The sequence below is a fragment of the Streptomyces canus 299MFChir4.1 genome (assembly GCF_000383615.1).
GTDB lineage: Bacteria > Actinomycetota > Actinomycetes > Streptomycetales > Streptomycetaceae > Streptomyces > Streptomyces canus_C.
In genome coordinates, this window is record NZ_KB911604.1 from 107,856 (window position 1) to 123,729 (window position 15,874).

A 15,874-nucleotide genomic window follows, 5' to 3' on the forward strand; every position below is an offset into this window, starting at 1 on the left:
AGGCCGCGATAGAGCCTGAGAAGGTGACAGACGCCTCGAAGTCGATCCGCTCATGGTGCACACTGCACTCATGACGGGAGAGCGGAAGCAGGTGCCCTCTGCGCGCACCAGGACCCTGATGCGCGCCGCTGCAGAGCGAATGCTGGCCGAGGAACAGGAGCTGGTCGCGGAGTCTTTCGCTGCCCTGCAAAGCAAGCTGCCGCCGATCATGCGCGAGGATCCTGTTCTGCGGGAAGGCGGACGCAGAGCGAACGAGACCAATACGCTTCAGTGGTTGACCGCCACGGTGAACGCGCCCGGCGAGCCGGTTGCTCCTTATCTCGGTGGCGACGCGCTGAACTTCGCCCGCGACCTGGCCAGGCGCGGGATCGACAGCTACGACCTCATCAGCTGGCGCGAGTCGGTCAACGTTGCCTGGGGGCGCTGGACGGCCATCTGCCTGGACCTGACGTCGGAGCCCACCGAACTCGTCGAGTTGCTGAGCTTCAGCCATGCCTCCATGAACACCTTCGCCGACGACACGATGCGAGCCGTGCGAGAGGCTGTAGCGAAAGAGCGCGACGAATTGACGAGCGAACGCACCAGGCAGAGATTCGACTTGGCGGCGCTGCTGATCTCGGGAGCGCCTGTCTCCCTCGAACGCGCCGAACGCGAACTGGGTCAGGCGCTCAGTGGCCGGCTGGTAGGCCTGGTCGTGTGGGCGCGCTCCCACGAAACCACGGATCAGATCGAACCCGCGATCGACCGGCTGATGCGCGCGGCACGATGCCACACCAGGACGACGGTGGCCGCCGACTCCTCGACATCGTGGACCTGGCTACCGACCGCCGTGGCGCCCGAGCCGGCACAAGTCGTGGACATCCTGGACGAGCAACCCGACGTGAATGTCGCCATCGGGCGGCCGCACGCCGGTCTCGTCGGCTTCCGCCAGACCCATCTCGAGGCCCTGGCGACACAACGAGTCCTCGCCGCCCTGAACTCACCCAGGCGTATCAGCAAGTTCGATGACGTCCGGCTCGCCTCGGTCCTCGTCGTCGGCACGCCCCAACTCGACACCTTCATCCACGACACACTTGGTGACCTTGAGCACGCCGATCCGGTGATACGCCAGACGGTGCTGGCCTTCGTCCGTGAACGCTTCAATTCGGCGCGCACCGCAGAGCGACTGTTCACCCACCGCAACACGATCGACCGCCGGCTCCGCCGTGCCGACGAACTGCTCCCAAGTCCCCTCGCGGACTACCCAGTTGAGATCGCCGCCGCTCTCACCGTGGTACAGCTGAGGTCGGATCCGATCTAACGGACCCAAAACGAGCGCAGCGTCGAGATGATCACTACAGCGAGCACAAGGTGCGCCCGCGAGGATCTGGACCGCGAAGCGGCCATTGTCGCGTTGATGGGTCCGTTTCCTAAGACCGGGCTGACAGGTCTGGGGTTCGAGCGGCAGCGGGTGCCTCTGCCGGTGGGTCAGCCGGTGCCCGCGCCACCGTCGACGCGCAGGATCTGGCCAGTGAAGTGTGCGGCTTCCGGGGAGAGCAGGAAACACACGGCCGCGGCGATGTCGTCCGGACGGCCGAGCCGCCCGGAGGGTGTGCCGGCGAGGTAACGCTGCTCCGAGGCGGACCCGGCAGGATTGTTGGCACGGAACAGTTCCGTCTCGGTCGGTCCGGGGGCAACGGCGTTGACGGTCACTCCCGTCGTGGCGAGCTCTCCCGCCCAGGCGCGGGTGCAGAAGTCCAGCGCCGCTTTGGCCGCTCCGTAAGCCGTACGTTCCGGTTTGCCCACGGTGACCAGGCTGGTGATGTTCACGATGCGGCCCCGACCGTGCGCGGTCATGGCCGGCAGGGCGGCCTGGACGACCTGGACGGCGACCCGCACCGTCATGTCGTAGACCGCGTGCAGATCCGTCCAGCTCGCCTTCGTGTACGGATGCGGGTCGAACCAGACCGGCATTGTTGACCACGGCGTCGACGGGCCCCTGGGCGAGGACAGCCCGAAGGGCCGCGTCTGTGGCTGCCCGATCGGACAAGTCGACCTCGTGGAAGTCCCCGGGGAAGGCGTCGGTCGAGGTCCGTGCGAGACCGATGGGCCGATGTCCCTGACGGGCCAGGCGTTCGGCCACCGCCAGGCCGATGCCGCGTGAGGCTCCCGTGATGAGCACGCGTCGAGAGGCCATGCTGGAGGGGGTCCTTTCTCGTCCCCGCATCGCAGGGGCGGGTGCATCCGCGGTGCGGGCAGGCGCGAAGGGCACGGGCGCCGATGCCGTGGGGGGTATCGGCACCCGTGGCCCGGGAAGGTCAGAATCCGGGGGAGAGGGCCGTCATACCGTCATCCACAGCCACGCGCTGATGGTCCAGCCGAACCAGTCGCTCGGGTCCGTGAACGAGAAGGCCGTGGTCAGCACGGAGCCGATCCACACCACGAACATCACGGGTGACTTGTCGTGGCGCACGCCATAGGACCGCTCCAGGGGGCGGACCCTCGCCCGTCCGACCCTTGGACGGGCGAAACTCGATTCGCCGGAAGTGGAGGCGTACGCAGCGACTGCCCGGCCGAGCCGTGTGCACGCGGGTGCCTTCTGTGGGGCGACATCTGTGGGGCCGTCTGGCAGGAACTGACCGGCCCGGCGTCCGCGAACTGCTCACCGGCGTGCGAGCCTGCCTCGACGTTCTCGGTCAGGCGGGTACAACACCGGTTACCCATGTGACGCAAGTCATGATTAGGTGCTGGAACTCGACGCTCTGTCGACTCGACTACTGGAGTGCTACGGCTACAACCGCCGTCTCTCGCAGGACGGTTCGATGCGACCAGGAAGGTCGGGCATGGCCGATATTCCCTTGTCACCCCGCTCCGCCGCCGGGGCCGCCCGCAGACTGCTGCCGCCTCCCGCGCTCTGCGGGTTCCTGCTTCTGCTGGCACTGGTGTTCACGGTGTCCTACGCGGTCGGGTCGGCGGCCGGGCCGGTGGCGCCGGGTATGCACGGCAGCGGGAGAACCGGTAGCGGTGGAGGGGGCGGCGGGAGCGACGGCGACGGCACGGGCGACATGCCCGGGATGGACGACATGCCCGGGATGGGTCATGGGAGCGGTGAGTGATGGCGGCCGAACAGACGGCGAGCCTGGTGGTCACGGACGTCACCGTGGGCGGGATGACTTGCGCTGCCTGTGTCCGGCGGGTGGAGAAGAAGCTCGCCAAGCTGGAGGGCGTCACGGCCACGGTCAACCTGGCCACGGGGCTCGCGCGAGTCAGCCACCCGGCAGACGTCGCGCCCGAGGATCTCGTCACCGCGGTTGAGCAGGCCGGATACCAGGCCGCCCTGCCCGCGCGTGAGGACGAGGAGGCGGCCTTGGCAGCGGATGAGGCCGGCACCGACGAGGCCCGTCGCGAGCGGGAACGGCTCGTGGTCACCGCTCTGCTCGCGGTGCCGGTCCTGGTGCTGTCGATGGTGCCGGCGTGGCAGTTCCGCAACTGGCAGTGGCTTTGTTTCATGCTGGCCGCCCCGGTGGCGGTATGGAGCGCCTGGCCCTTTTACATCAGGGCGCTGCGGGGGCTGCGGCACTCCACGGCCACCATGGACACCCTCGTCTCGCTCGGCGTGGTGGCGTCGTTCTCCTGGTCGGTGTACGCGCTGTTCCTCGGGGGAGCGGGCGAGCCCGGGATGCGGATGTCGTTCAGTCTGGTGCCGTCCGCGTCGGAGGGCATGGCGCACCTGTATCTCGAAGCCGCCGTCAGTGTCCCGCTGTTCGTGCTGACCGGCCGGTTCCTGGAGGCGCGGGCGCGGCGGGGGACCGGGGCGGCGCTGCGGTCGCTGGCAGAACTGGCCGCCAAGAAGGTGTCCGTCCGTGACGAGCACGGTGAGCGGTCCGTCCCCATCGAGCAGTTGCGGGTGGGGCAGGTCTTCGTGGTGCGTCCCGGTGAGCGGGTCGCGACCGACGGGCGGGTGACGGAGGGCAGTTCGGCGGTGGACCTGTCGCTGGTCACCGGCGAGAGCGAACCCGTGGAGGTGTCTCCCGGCTCGGCGCTGGTCGGCGGGGCCGTCAATGCCGGCGGGCTGCTGCTCGTCGAGGCCACGGCGGTCGGTGCGGACACCCAGCTGGCCCGCATCACCCGCCTCGTGACGGAGGCCCAGGCCGGCAAGGCGCGGGCGCAGCGGCTGGCCGACGCGGTCGCCGGAGTCTTCGTTCCCGTGGTCCTGGCCATCGCCGTGACCATCCTCGGGTTCTGGCTGGGAGCCGGAGCCGACCCGCAGGCGGCGCTCACCGCCTGTGTGGCCGTCCTGGTCGTGGCCTGCCCGTGCGCGCTGGGGCTGGCGACGCCGACCGCCCTGATGGCCGCCACCGGACGTGGGGCCCAGCTGGGCGTACTGGTGAGCGGGCCGCAGACACTGGAGGCTCTGCAGCACGTGGACACGGTCGTGGTGGACAAGACCGGCACGCTGACCACCGGCCACATGACGGTGGCCAAGGTCACCGCGCTGCCGGGCGCGCTCGGGCAGGACGCGGTGATGCGGCTGGCCGGGGCGGTGGAGCGGGGCTCCGAGCATCCGATCGGGCGGGCGGTCACCGCGTACGCGGACCGCACACAGGCGTCCGGACCCCTGCCGGACGTGACGGACTTCGCCGCGGTGCCGGGACACGGCGTGAGCGGCCGGGTGGACGGCCTCACGGTGGAGGTGGGCGCGCCGGACGGCAAGCTGCCGCGCGCGCTGGCCAAAGCGCTGGCCGAGGCCGAGGAGGCCGCGCACACTCCGGTTCTGGTGCGGGTCGACGGCCGGGCCAAGGCGCTCATCGCGGTCGGGGACCTTGTACGGTCCGGCAGCTACCGGGCCGTGGAGCGGCTGCGCCGACTCGGTATCCGCCCCGTGCTCGCCACCGGCGACCGCACGGCGCCCGCCGAAGCGGTCGCCGCCGCCCTGAACATCGACGAGGTGCGTGCCCGCTGCACCCCCGAGGACAAAGCCGCCCTCGTACGGCAGTTGAAGGAGGAGGGCGCCCGGGTCGCGGTGGTCGGCGACGGCGTGAACGACGCCGCCGCACTCGCCGAAGCCGACCTGGGCATCGCCATGGGCAGCGGCACCGACGTGGCCATTGGCGCCGCCGACCTGACCCTGGCGCGCGGGGACATCGAGGCGCTCGTCGACGCGGTCCTGCTGGCCCGGCGCACGCTGGGAACGATCCGAGCGAACCTGGTGTGGGCGTTCGGCTACAACGTCGTCACCGTGCCGCTGGCCATGGTCGGCCTGCTCGATCCGATGTTCGCCGCCGCGGCGATGTCGGTGAGTTCGGTGCTGGTGGTCGCCAACAGCCTGCGGCTACGCGGCTGGCAGCCCTCTGCCGCCCGCGGCCGGAGCCGTCCTGGGACGCGGGGCGCGAAGGCCGGTGTCCGATGAAGCCGATCACGGACCCGCTGTCCATGCTGAAGCGCCTGGACCGGCGGCGGCTTCGGGACGGGGCACTCACCGCTCTCGTGCCCGTCGCGGCGTGCAGTGTGGCCCTGGCCGGCCTGACGGCCTGGGTCGGCACGGGCCGGGCCGGCAGCCCGGCGGTCGTCCGGGTCACCGAGGGGAAAGTGCTGCTGCCATCTGACGGAGTCCCGGAGACGGCGGCGTTCTTCCACATCGCCAACGAGGGCGGCTCGGCCGACACCCTGGTCCGGATCACGGCACGTGACGTCCCCGGTGAGATAACACTCTCCCGACACCGCATGCGGCAGGGCAACGCGGCCTACCGGTCCACAATCGACTCCGTCTCCGTCGCGGCGGGCGACAGCCTCGCCATGTCGCCGAGCGGGGTGGACCTGACCGTGCCCGTGCCCTCGGACCAGTGGCGTTCAGGTGACCTCGTGCCGTTCACCCTGGAGTTCCGGCGCAGCGGCCGGGTGAAAGTCCTGGCCGTCGTGGTGCGGCCGGATTCAGCATCGCTCACGTAGTCGTTCCCCGCCGTCCCCGAGTTCCCGCGCTCCTGATGTGAGGTGTGTCACCTCGTTGCCGGTGAGTCGAGGAGCGGAAGTTCGTACGTACCCTCTGACGACGATCAGACGCCGGGTGCGAGGATGAGCGGGCTATGACTGTCCGAGGGTGGTGCCGCGTGCTGCGGGCCGGCGTGTTCGCCGCCGCCTGCGTGCTGCTCGCCGCCCTCGGGCACGTGACCATGTCGGGGACCCCCGTTCCCTGGTGGGCCATGGCCGCCGGTGCGGCCGCGACCGGCGTAGCCGGATGGCTGCTGGCCGGCCGGGAGCGTGGCCGCACGTCGATCGTCGTGGTCGTGACCGCCGCGCAGGCGGTGCTCCACGAGACGTTCACCCAGGCGCAGGAGCTCACGTCGGCGTCGGCCGTCATGCCCGGCGCCGGCGGCCCGACGGGCACGAGCACCGTCGACATGGGCTCGATGGGGTCGATGGACATGGGCTCCATGAGCGGCATGGACATGGGGTCGACGGCACACGCGGTGCACGGCATGTCCGGCGGCGGACACATGCACGGCATGGCCGGCATGAGCGGCGCTGCCTCGGTCGGCATGTTCGCAGCGCACCTGCTGGCCGCGGTCCTGTGCGGGCTGTGGCTGGCCCACGGCGAACGGGCCGTGTTCCGCGTTCTCAGGGCCGCGGCGGCCTGGCTGGCGGCGCCGCTGCGTCTGCTGCTGGCGGCCCTGCCCGCGCCGCTGGGCCGCCCGTCCGTGCGCAGGCTCTGTGACTTCGATTGCGCGGCTCCGGTGCGGCTGTTGCTGTGTTGCTCTCTCACCTTCCGCGGGCCGCCCGCGGGTGCCGCTGTCATCTGAGACAGCCGGATCCACCCAGGGCCCAGCACTGCGCCTCCCGCCGTCCTGCGGCGCACTCGCGCACAGGTCTGCCGACGGTCTCCCCGCCGCGACCCGCTCACCGCGTCTGCACGGGCGGGCAGTCCCTCACGGGCCCCGGGCATCGCCGTACCTCTCGCGTACGGACGCACCCCATGTGCCGGTGAGCCGTGCCCTCGTGCGGGCCCGGCCCCGGAAGACCTGAGAAGGACCTCACGTGATGATCTCTGTCCTGCCCGCTGCCCGCTGCCCGCTGCCCGCGCGGATCGCGCCTCCGCGGACGCGTCGGCGACCGCCTGGGCACTGGCCGCCCGCGGCGGCGACCCCGACGCGGCCGACCACTTCGTCCGCGCCCTGCACGGTGACGTGCTGCGCTACGTCGCTCACCTCAGCGGCGATCCCCAGACCGCCCACGACCTGACCCAGGACACCTTCGCGCGCGCCTTCGGCAGCCTGCACCGCTACGAAGGCCGCGCCTCGGCCCGGACCTGGCTGCTGGCCATCGCCCGGCGCGCGGTCGTCGACAGCCTGCGCCGTGCCGCGGTCCGACCCCGGATCGCGGACGCCGTCGACTGGCAGACGGCGGTGGAACGCTCCCAGCCGAGCGGCCTGCCGGGCTTCGACGAGGGGGGCGCCGTCCCCGAGGAGCCCATCGCCGACACCATCCATGCCATGGCCCCCACCATCACGACGTGCGGAAGAGCGGCGATCACCACCCGGCCCCGGGACCCGCCACGCGCGCGGAACGGAGCGGCGGCCACGAACCACAGAGCGCCCACGCTGAAGAGCACAACCTGGGGAACGACCGGCAGGTCCGTTCCCCACGGCCAGGCCATCGCGATCATCAGCACCCCCATGGCCGCGTGCAGCGCGTGATCCACGCGTTCCCCGGCGCTGGTTCCGGGAAGCACCAGCCTCCACACGCCGTACGCGACAGGCACGGCGAACAGCAGACTCAGAACCCAGCGCAGCCCGCTCGCGGCAACCACCGCACCACCCCCACTCCAAGGGCGCCGCACGGCGCGGCCGACCAGTGTTCCAGGGCCGGACGCACGGGCAGGGGGCACGAACGAACGGGAGAGGTACTACGACAGACGTCCTCCACAAGCCGCCACGGCGGCACGGGATTTCGGGCGCCTGATCGCCTCCCGGTCAGGACGCGGACCTGGCGAACGGCCACAACAGGAGTCGGTGAGTGGCCTGAGTGAGTTCCAGGCATTGCGTATGAGCGCCGTCACATCGACGGGGAGGCGGAGACCCCTCATACGTAGGACGCACCCGCACCCGCACCCGTGCACCGGAAACGGTGTCCTCGCTGTCACCCGAGAGGAAGGCCGGAACCATGACTGCGACCTCATCGTCATCGGCCAACCCGTACACGAAGCCCTGATATTCGGAAACTCGCGAGCAGGTTCCGGCGGCGTGGCGCACAGGATTCCTGGAACTCGCGCGCTTCGGCGCGCGGATGGACGAAGTTGCGGTACTTGCGCAGTTCGTGGCAGAAGCGCTGTACGTCGGCGCCGATCCAGCCGGCGTCGTAGCAGATTTTGATGAGGGTATCCAGGTTCACGTGGTCCCGGGACTTGTTGCCGAGCAGTGACGCGTTGCGTTCCTGGACGACATGGACCATGACGCCTTCGAGGAGGCTGCCGAGCATGATGATGGCCGCCACGTGGGCGCCGTTGGCGTAGCAGGTGCGTGCCTCGTCCAGGCGGTGCTGGAGGAGGCCGGCCATCTGATGATCACTGATGAGATCGGTCATGGCTGCTCTGAGTTCGACCGGGCCCTGGCTGCCCGGGTGGGCGAGTGAGGGGTCGCAGGCGATGAGGCGGGGGCGGCCGCCGGGGTTCGCCAGGCGTACGCCCTCGTGGACGAGAAAGGCGTTGACCGCGGTGATGACCGCGGGGAGCTGCTCGGGTTCGTCGAGGTATTCGCGCGGGTCGGCGAGCCGGAGCAGGATTTTGATGCGCACCCTTGCTTCCGGTGCAAAGATCGCCTGGCGATGGGGCTCGACCCCTGTGTACTTGAGGCCAGACATGTGGTCATGGCTCAGTGGCGAAGCCGAGCGGCGCCGGGCCTACCATGGCTCCTCACCTGCTCCGCCAGTCCCGTGACTTGGCCTCGGTCCCGACGGGTATGGGGGTGATCGCATCTGGGTCTACAAGCCGGAAGGGAACGCGAGGGGGGAGGCGGATTGAGCTTCAGGACGCTACGTGCCTGGAACGGCGCGCAGAGTCGGGCATTCGAAGAGCTGTCGTATCAGCTGCTCAAGAACCGCGTGCCAAGAGGCACTCAGGCCATCCGAACCGGCAACCCTGACGGCGGCGGTGAGTGGTAGGCCACGCTGCAGGACGGCACGGAGTGGGGCTGGCAGGCCAAGCATGTTGAGGGCATCGATCCGCTGCTGACCGCCATGACGGATTCGGTGAAGCGCGTAGCCAAGGAGCGACCAGAACTCCGCAACCTGACGTTCGCGATCTCCTGGAACCTTGCCATCGGAACGCGGCACGTGGTGGCGGCTGAGTGGTGTCGTCTCATCCCTGATGGTTCGTTTCCTTGGCGTTTGGAGACGAAGCCGAACGGGAGGCGATATCTACTGAAAGGATGGTCAGGGACGTGGAGGTGAAGGGCAGTTGGTGGGTAGGGAGCCGCGTGTGACTGGCATGATCAACGGGCGGTTTCATCTGCTGCCGCAGGCGGAGAAGCGCCAGGGCGGCATGTCTGAGGTGCGCAAGGCAGTGGATGTCCTGAGCCCGGAGGGCGCGTACGCGGCGGTGAAACTGCTCAAGCGGCGCGACGACGAGGAGAGCACGCGGATCTTCCTCGACCGCGAGACCGCCTCGTTGCGGGCGCTGAGCCATCCGAACATCGTACGGATGCTGGACTCGGGCTGGGACGATGGGCTGGAGCAGTACTTCATCGTCCTGGAGTGGGTCGATAGGAGCCTGAAGGACGAGATGAGCGGGGGTCGGCCGCTGGACTGGCCGTCCTACTTCGCCCGCATCGGGCGGCCGTTGGCATCTGCTCTCGCCTACGCTCACGAGCAGCGGGTGGAACACCGGGACATCAAGCCCGGAAATGTCCTCCTGACCAGTGACGGCACGGTCAAACTCGCCGACTTCGGGATCGCCAAGGTCGTGGAGACTGCGGCGGTGCTCGCGACGGACCACACGGTCGCTGACTACGGTTCCAGCCTGTACAAGCCGTTGGAGAAGAGCAGCGTCGGCTGGGTCAGGGATGTCTATGCGTACGCCGTCCTGGCCATCCAGGTTCTGTCCAACAGCAAGGCCCGCGACTACCCCGGACTGCTGTCTGCTCTGGACGAGCTGGAGATGGACACCGATGTCCGCGCGATTCTGAAGTCCTGCATCGACATCGAACCGCAGAAGAGGCCGGCCAACGCCATCGTGTTGGAGCACCAGCTGCTGGAGGCGGAGCGACGGTGCGGCAACCGTGACGCGCGGCAGCGCAATTCGGTGTGGCTGAAGATGACCAAGAGCGCCGCAGAGAAGCTCGTCACCGTGCCCGAGGGGAAAGAGCTGAGCCTCGACCAGGTCATGTCGCAGGCCAAGTCGGAGGTCATGTCCGATATCTCGGGCACCGTGCACGTCGACTACGGTTGGAACCCGGCGACGAAAGAGGTCGACACCGAGACCGTGCGGGTCTTCGGCCGGAAGCTGTTCCTGCGCATGGTCGGCGACGACAACAACTCCGACCGGTGCGTCATCGTGTCCGCGGAAGAGCGGCCGGAGGAGTGGCTGGCGAGGCGCCGAGAGTCTGCGCTCAAGCTTGATCCGATTCTGAGCTGGACCTTCTACGATCCCGGCGAGGACCCGGCCAACCGCGGGCTGAACGTGCTGCTGGCGGGGCTCAACACGCATGTGGAGGCCCGCGAGGAGAAAAACAGCGAGGACCGACGGAAGAACCTCGGGGACCTCTTCGACGGCTGGCGGCACGTCCTTGAAGCCCGCGAGGAGATCGCGGCGAACGGGCGGCAACCCGTCGCCTACGACAGGACGGACGGCACCTCGTACACGCGGTCCTTCCGCCTGGGCGCCACCGAAACGGTGCTGGAGATCGGCGACGAGTGGTCGGTCGTGGAGTACCCCTACAGCCGGCCTATCGACCGGGGTGTCGTCACCGGTCGGACCGAGGACACCGTCCAGCTCCGTATGACTCGTGCCAAGACGGCGCTGCCACGTCGCGGTTACCTGCTGCCCTATCTCGGCCCCAGCCAGAGCGCCATCAATCGGCAGCGCGACGCGCTGTCCACGGTTGCCGCCCAGCAGAGCAGCAACCCCCTTCTGGGTAAGATCATCGAGAATCCGCAGGGGATGCCGGTCCTGCCTCCGGTCGAGGTCACCTCCTGGGTCCGCGCCGACCTTGACCAGAGCAAACGGGATGTCGTCGTGCGAGCGTTGGGGACGCAGGACCTTGTGCTGGTCGAGGGCCCGCCTGGCACCGGCAAGACCACGGTGATCGCGGAGATCGTCGAGCAGACACTCAGCCGCAAGCCGGACGCACGAATCCTCATCGTCAGCCAGACCCACATCGCCATCGACAACGCGTTGCGCCGTCTGGAAGAGGCGGGTATCGACGGCCTGGTGCGCCTGGGCCGCCCCGACGATCCGCGCATCGATCCCGCCGCGCAAGCGCTACTGCTGGACCGGCAGGTCAAGAGGTGGACGCAGAGCGTTCGAGCCCGGGCGGAGAGGCACCTGGAAGCGGTCGCGACCCGGCAGAAGCTGGAGTCACGGCACCTGAAGGCGGCACTCCTGCTCGAAGAGGCGGCAGCCGTCGCCACCGACCTCGCGCACGTTGAGGCCCGGCTCGCGGAACTGACCGCTCAGCCTCTACCCGACCGCACCACCTCCGCGCGGGAACTGGGAGAGGAAGCGGTCACAGCCAGTGCCCGTCGGGAGACGCTCCTCGAACAGCGCGCGGCCCTCGTCGCCGAGATCCAGAGCGCCCTGGACGGTGACCTCACCCTGCGCGAGGCCATGACCGCGCGGGAGTGTCGGGACGCCGTCGAGGCCCTGTTTCCGGCAGCAGGCCCGGGACAGGACCTCATGCGGCTGCTGCGTCTGCAGGGCGAATGGCTCAAGCGGGCCGGCAGTGACCCGCACCTGATCGCCAGTTTCCTGCGGACCCGGAACGTGGTAGGCGGCACAGCCCTGGGCTTCTTGGGGCATCCAGCAGCTCGTGCCCTGGACTTCGACCTGTGCATCTTCGACGAGGCGTCGAAAGCGACCGCAACCGAGGCACTGGTCCCGCTGGCCCGTGCGAAACGGTGGGTGCTGGTCGGGGACACCAGGCAGCTCCCGCCGATCGACGAGGACCTGCTGCGCAACACCAAGGCCATGGAAGACCACCAGCTGACCCCGGAGATCGTGCAGACGACGCTGTTCCAGCACCTGGCGGACAATACCCAGCCGCCGGTCAAGCACCTGCTGCGCGAGCAGTACCGGATGACGCCCGCCATCGGCAACATGATCAGCAGCTGCTTCTACAACGACGAGCTGCTCTCTCCCAACCCGCACGAGCTGGAGGGGTACAGAGGCCTCAACCGGCCTGTGCTTTGGATGGACACGAGCTTTCATCCCGGGCGGCGTGAGACGGAACGGTCCGGCACCGAGACCAGCGTCTCCAACCGACTCGAGGCGCAGATCGCGCAGAAACGTCTGGAGGTCATCGACTACGCGATCGGGAAGGGGGCGGTCCAGCCGCCCGGTGGCAAGCCCCTGGAGGTTCTGGTCATCGCGCCCTACGGCCGTCAGGTTGAGACGCTCAAGAAGCAGCTGGCCAAGAAGAAACTCAGGCACTTCACACCCGAGGTGCTCTCCGTCGATGCCGTGCAGGGCCGCGAGTGCGACCTCGCCGTCTTCTGCGTGACCCGCAGCAACTCCGACGGCCGGTTCGGATTCCTGGGGCAGCCCTACTGGCGGCGCATCAACGTCGCCCTCTCCCGCGCTCGGTTCGGGCTGATCATCGTCGGGGACGCCGGCTTCTGCCGCAGCAAACCCGGTGCCCTGCGCAACGTCCTCCACTACATGAGCAGCCACCCGGAAGACTGCGAGATCCGCGATGCCAACGTTCAGTGAGGACAGCCTGCTGGCCGTCCGCTTCGGAAATGCCCGCACCGGCTTTGACCTCGTCGACATCGTCGACGCGGCCCTGCCCGTCGCCCGCATCACCGCCGAGGTCCTCGCCCAGGACAGCAAGGACATCCCCCTGCTGGAGGAGTACGTCCTGCGGCTCGTCGACCAAGGGGTGCGGACACCGGAATCCATCGCCGGGTTCCTCGGCCTGGACGTCGCCATGGTCAACCAGACCGTGGCGGTCCTCTTCGGCTCCGACGACCTGCGCTGGACTGCTCCCGTGCCCGGCACAGCGCCCGTTCCGCGGCTGCGCCTGACCGAGAAGGGCCGCTTCACCGCGACGAAGGCGGCCGCCATCGTCCCGGTCCGGGTCAGCCAGTCCCTCGTCTTCGACCAGATGCTGTGGCGGGCCTCCCCCTACAGCCGCCGCAGCACCATCGCCCGGGACGTGGCCACCGAAGGCGGAATGATCATGCTGCCTGCCGCGCGGTCCGGTCCCGTCGAGGACGGAGCGGTGACCGCCGAGGAAATCACTACCCTCCTTCAGGAGAACGGCACCACCACCCGCGAAGTCCTGCAGGTCAAAGGCATCGTCCAGACCCGGACCCGTCACGTCCTGCCCGTCAAGCTCCTCGTCTACGCGGACGCCGAACGCGTTGACATCGAACTCGGTGTCGTCATCGACGGTGAACTGAGCGACCGCCACGAGATCGAACTGATCGGCCTCGGCGGCGCCAAAGGACTCGGCATCAACGTAGAGCCCGAGTCTGAGCGCCCTTCGCTGGAACCCGACCTCGAAAAGGCCCGGATCCCCCTGCAGGAGGTCACCCAGAAACGCGCAGAGCAGGCAGCCCTCCAGCTCAACTCCCCGGCGCCCCTCCCCTCAGAGCCGAAGGCTCAAGAGCAGCAGGCAGAGGAGATCCGCGCAATCGGAGTCTTCGAGCACCCCGAACTCCTCGATGAAGCCCTCACCAGCGCCCGGAAACGCATCCTGATCATCTCGCCGTGGATCACCGGCGCGATCGTCACCACGGCGTTCATCGGCAGACTGGAACGACGACTGCAGCGGGGCGTGAAGGTCGACATCGCCTACGGCTACGACGACAGCGAGAACAGGACCGACCCGAATGCCATCAGAAGGCTCAACAACCTCGCTGCTCGATATCCTGAGAAGCTGCACGTGGCACGCCTCAAGAGCAACCACGCCAAGATCCTCTTCTTCGACGACGCCTGGGTGACTACCTCCTTCAACTGGCTGTCCTTCAAGGGCGACCCAGACCGCACCTACCGCGTGGAGGAGGGCACCCTGATCCGGAACCGGAGAAAATCCGACATCTATTACAGTCGCTACCTCGAACTCATCGACGACAACCGCCGATAGGCGCGCACTGCGGAGCCCTGCCTGCTCCGAGCAGGCTCCCTGGGCCCTTGGGCCGGCAGTGGCTGTCCGGCTGACAACATGACCAGGTGGAGACGCCGTCGCGAAGACAGAGCTGGCCTGGATTGACGGCGAGCCCTGGATCACCGGCGCGTACGGGTAGCTGATCAGAGCGGATTGGTGCCATGGCTTTCCTGCCCGGACCCTGTGCCTGCCGAAAACCTCATCCGCCCAGTTCAGGCGGCATGATGGTACTCGTGGAGGATGCCGCCGAGTCGTTGGCGTCGTCGTATGTCGTGGTGGGTGATCTGCTCCGGATCGCTGATCGGTATCGGCAAGGGGCGTAGCGGGCGGGCGTTGACGATGCCTTGATGGGGCCGGTGGGAGTTGTAGAAGTCTTCGAACTCGCGTAGCGCGTGGCGCAGGTGTCTTCGCGGCCAACTTGTCGAACACGGCCCGCAGTTTCGGCTCGCTGTTGGGCAGGGGCTTGTCGAAGACCTTCTTCCCGGCCGGGGTCAGCCCGTGCCCGTGATGCGCACTCTTGCCGACGTCCAGGCCGAGGAACACGCCCACGTCTTCGGTGTCGAACATCGCACCCTTCCAGGGGGTCGAACGTGCCGGCCTCGGCTTCGGTGTCGTACGCGCGCATCCACGTTATGCAGACCTGCCGCCCGCGAGCTGTCCGGCATTGCGCCGGACCGAGGCGGCGGCCGGACCTCTGACTTGTTGAATCGGACCCAGACGCACGGTCTGCAGCCGTAGCGTCCAGGGTGCCGGTCAGCATGGGCTCGCGTGACCTCATGCCGCCCCAACTCGGGCTGGCTCATGATGAGTTTGCCGCCGTTGACCGGCACCCGCGCGGTGTGGCTCGACAGAGGCGTGACCAATGGACGCTGAGACTTCAAGTCAGAGTGCCCGCCGCACCCGTCCCATCCCGTTGAGACCTGGTCAGGGTGCCCGTGATCACCATCGGTATCGATCCCCACAAGTCCTCTCACACCGCCGTCGCCGTCGATGCCGCCGGGCATCAACTGGCCCAGCGGCGCTTCGTCGTCAACGCCGGGACCGTCCGGCAGCTCATGCGCTGGTGCGAGAAGTGGCCCGAGCGCCGCTTCGCTGTGGAAGGCGCCCGCGGCCTGGGCCGCAGCCTCGCCCAGCAGCTGGCCGCCGCCGGCGAGAAGGTGGTGGACGTCCCATCCACCCTCTCCGCCCGGGCCCGGCTGCTGGCCACCGGCGGGGACCGCAAGACCGACGCCGCCGACGCCCTCCATGTCGCTCAGGTCGCACTCTTCCGGCAGGACTTGCGCACGGTCGAACCGGAGGACCAGTCGACGATCCTTCGGCTGCTGACCGAGCGGCACGACGACCTGGTCAACGAGCGCACTCGGATCATCAACCGGCTCCACGCCGTCCTGCGGGACCTGCTGCCGGGCGGGGCTCCCACCCGCCTGTCTGCCGAGAAAGCCGCAGTCCTCATGAAGGGCGTCCGTCCCGCCACGGCCACCGACTCCTGCCGTCGCGATCTCGCCCGGGATCTTCTCGCGGATCTTCGACGCGTCGACCGTCAGGTCCGTGACAACGAGGCCCAGATGCGTGACGCTCTG

13 protein-coding genes and 4 pseudogenes are annotated in these 15,874 nt (G+C 68.7%); 9 read left to right on the forward strand and 8 right to left on the reverse strand.

Annotated elements, in window-relative coordinates:
• Nucleotides 1-70 precede the first annotated feature (70 nt).
• Complete coding sequence (locus H293_RS0134625; RefSeq protein ID WP_158694475.1) at nucleotides 71-1,300, forward strand: PucR family transcriptional regulator; 1,230 nt, start codon at nucleotides 71-73, stop codon at nucleotides 1,298-1,300.
• 167 nt (nucleotides 1,301-1,467) lie between these two features.
• Here H293_RS0134625 and H293_RS53015 read toward each other — a convergent pair whose 3' ends face one another.
• From H293_RS53015 to H293_RS60525, 3 genes and pseudogenes are all read right to left on the reverse strand, one after another.
• Nucleotides 1,468-1,953: an SDR family oxidoreductase gene (locus tag H293_RS53015; protein WP_310591942.1), complete on the reverse strand. Its 486-nt coding sequence runs from the start codon at nucleotides 1,951-1,953 to the stop codon at nucleotides 1,468-1,470.
• Nucleotides 1,954-1,978: 25 nt separating this feature from the next.
• Nucleotides 1,979-2,206, reverse strand: a pseudogene (locus tag H293_RS61510) (SDR family NAD(P)-dependent oxidoreductase); the annotation flags it as partial.
• Nucleotides 2,207-2,320: 114 nt separating this feature from the next.
• Nucleotides 2,321-2,452, reverse strand: coding sequence for a hypothetical protein (locus H293_RS60525; RefSeq protein ID WP_020122402.1), 132 nt, complete (start codon nucleotides 2,450-2,452; stop codon nucleotides 2,321-2,323).
• A 370-nt stretch (nucleotides 2,453-2,822) separates the two neighbouring features.
• Between H293_RS60525 and H293_RS0134640 the strand changes: the two genes are divergently transcribed.
• The 4 genes from H293_RS0134640 (at nucleotide 2,823) to H293_RS0134655 (ending at nucleotide 6,776) form a co-directional block, all read left to right on the forward strand.
• On the forward strand, nucleotides 2,823-3,095 hold the full coding sequence (locus tag H293_RS0134640) for a hypothetical protein (protein WP_020122403.1): 273 nt from the start codon (nucleotides 2,823-2,825) through the stop codon (nucleotides 3,093-3,095).
• Nucleotides 3,095-5,389, forward strand: coding sequence for a heavy metal translocating P-type ATPase (locus tag H293_RS0134645; RefSeq protein ID WP_020122404.1), 2,295 nt, complete (start codon nucleotides 3,095-3,097; stop codon nucleotides 5,387-5,389). The genes H293_RS0134640 and H293_RS0134645 overlap by 1 nt, the downstream gene beginning before the upstream one ends.
• Nucleotides 5,386-5,928, forward strand: a complete 543-nt coding sequence (locus H293_RS0134650) for a copper chaperone PCu(A)C (protein ID WP_020122405.1) — start codon at nucleotides 5,386-5,388, stop codon at nucleotides 5,926-5,928. Before H293_RS0134645 ends, H293_RS0134650 begins: the two co-directional genes overlap by 4 nt.
• A 134-nt stretch (nucleotides 5,929-6,062) precedes the next feature.
• Nucleotides 6,063-6,776: a hypothetical protein gene (locus tag H293_RS0134655; protein ID WP_028808454.1), complete on the forward strand. Its 714-nt coding sequence runs from the start codon at nucleotides 6,063-6,065 to the stop codon at nucleotides 6,774-6,776.
• 231 nt (nucleotides 6,777-7,007) lie between these two features.
• Here H293_RS0134655 and H293_RS60530 read toward each other — a convergent pair whose 3' ends face one another.
• The gene (locus H293_RS60530; RefSeq protein WP_259294588.1) at nucleotides 7,008-7,181 is read right to left on the reverse strand and encodes a hypothetical protein; all 174 of its coding nucleotides are present in this window, start codon (nucleotides 7,179-7,181) and stop codon (nucleotides 7,008-7,010) included.
• On the opposite strand from H293_RS60530, the pseudogene H293_RS61750 reads away from it, so the two are divergent.
• Nucleotides 7,161-7,277 (forward strand): annotated as a pseudogene (locus H293_RS61750) (sigma factor); the annotation flags it as partial. The gene H293_RS60530 and the pseudogene H293_RS61750 overlap by 21 nt on opposite strands.
• Here the strand turns inward: H293_RS61750 and H293_RS61755 are convergent.
• Both H293_RS61755 and H293_RS50570 read right to left on the reverse strand, forming a co-directional pair.
• Complete coding sequence (locus H293_RS61755; protein WP_397895792.1) at nucleotides 7,256-7,651, reverse strand: DUF5134 domain-containing protein; 396 nt, start codon at nucleotides 7,649-7,651, stop codon at nucleotides 7,256-7,258. The pseudogene H293_RS61750 and the gene H293_RS61755 overlap by 22 nt on opposite strands.
• Before the next feature lie 503 nt (nucleotides 7,652-8,154).
• Nucleotides 8,155-8,766 (reverse strand): DUF4145 domain-containing protein, encoded by a 612-nt coding sequence (locus H293_RS50570; protein ID WP_020122408.1) that lies wholly within the window; start codon nucleotides 8,764-8,766, stop codon nucleotides 8,155-8,157.
• A 691-nt stretch (nucleotides 8,767-9,457) separates the two neighbouring features.
• Here H293_RS50570 and H293_RS0134670 point away from each other — a divergent pair.
• Together H293_RS0134670 and H293_RS0134675 are read left to right on the forward strand one after the other, a co-directional pair.
• Nucleotides 9,458-12,895, forward strand: a complete 3,438-nt coding sequence (locus H293_RS0134670) for a serine/threonine-protein kinase (RefSeq protein ID WP_020122409.1) — start codon at nucleotides 9,458-9,460, stop codon at nucleotides 12,893-12,895.
• Nucleotides 12,879-14,273 carry a phospholipase D-like domain-containing protein gene (locus H293_RS0134675; protein WP_020122410.1) on the forward strand — a complete coding sequence of 465 codons (1,395 nt, stop codon included), beginning with the start codon at nucleotides 12,879-12,881 and terminating at the stop codon, nucleotides 14,271-14,273. Before H293_RS0134670 ends, H293_RS0134675 begins: the two co-directional genes overlap by 17 nt.
• Nucleotides 14,274-14,506: 233 nt before the next feature.
• Here H293_RS0134675 and H293_RS60540 read toward each other — a convergent pair.
• A pseudogene (locus tag H293_RS60540) lies at nucleotides 14,507-14,710 on the reverse strand (integrase core domain-containing protein); the annotation flags it as partial.
• Nucleotides 14,700-14,861, reverse strand: a pseudogene (locus H293_RS57620) (IS110 family transposase); the annotation flags it as partial. The pseudogenes H293_RS57620 and H293_RS60540, both read right to left, overlap by 11 nt.
• Before the next feature lie 368 nt (nucleotides 14,862-15,229).
• Here H293_RS57620 and H293_RS0134680 point away from each other — a divergent pair.
• A partial coding sequence (locus H293_RS0134680; protein WP_028808456.1) for an IS110 family transposase occupies nucleotides 15,230-15,874 on the forward strand: 645 nt, incomplete at its 3' end.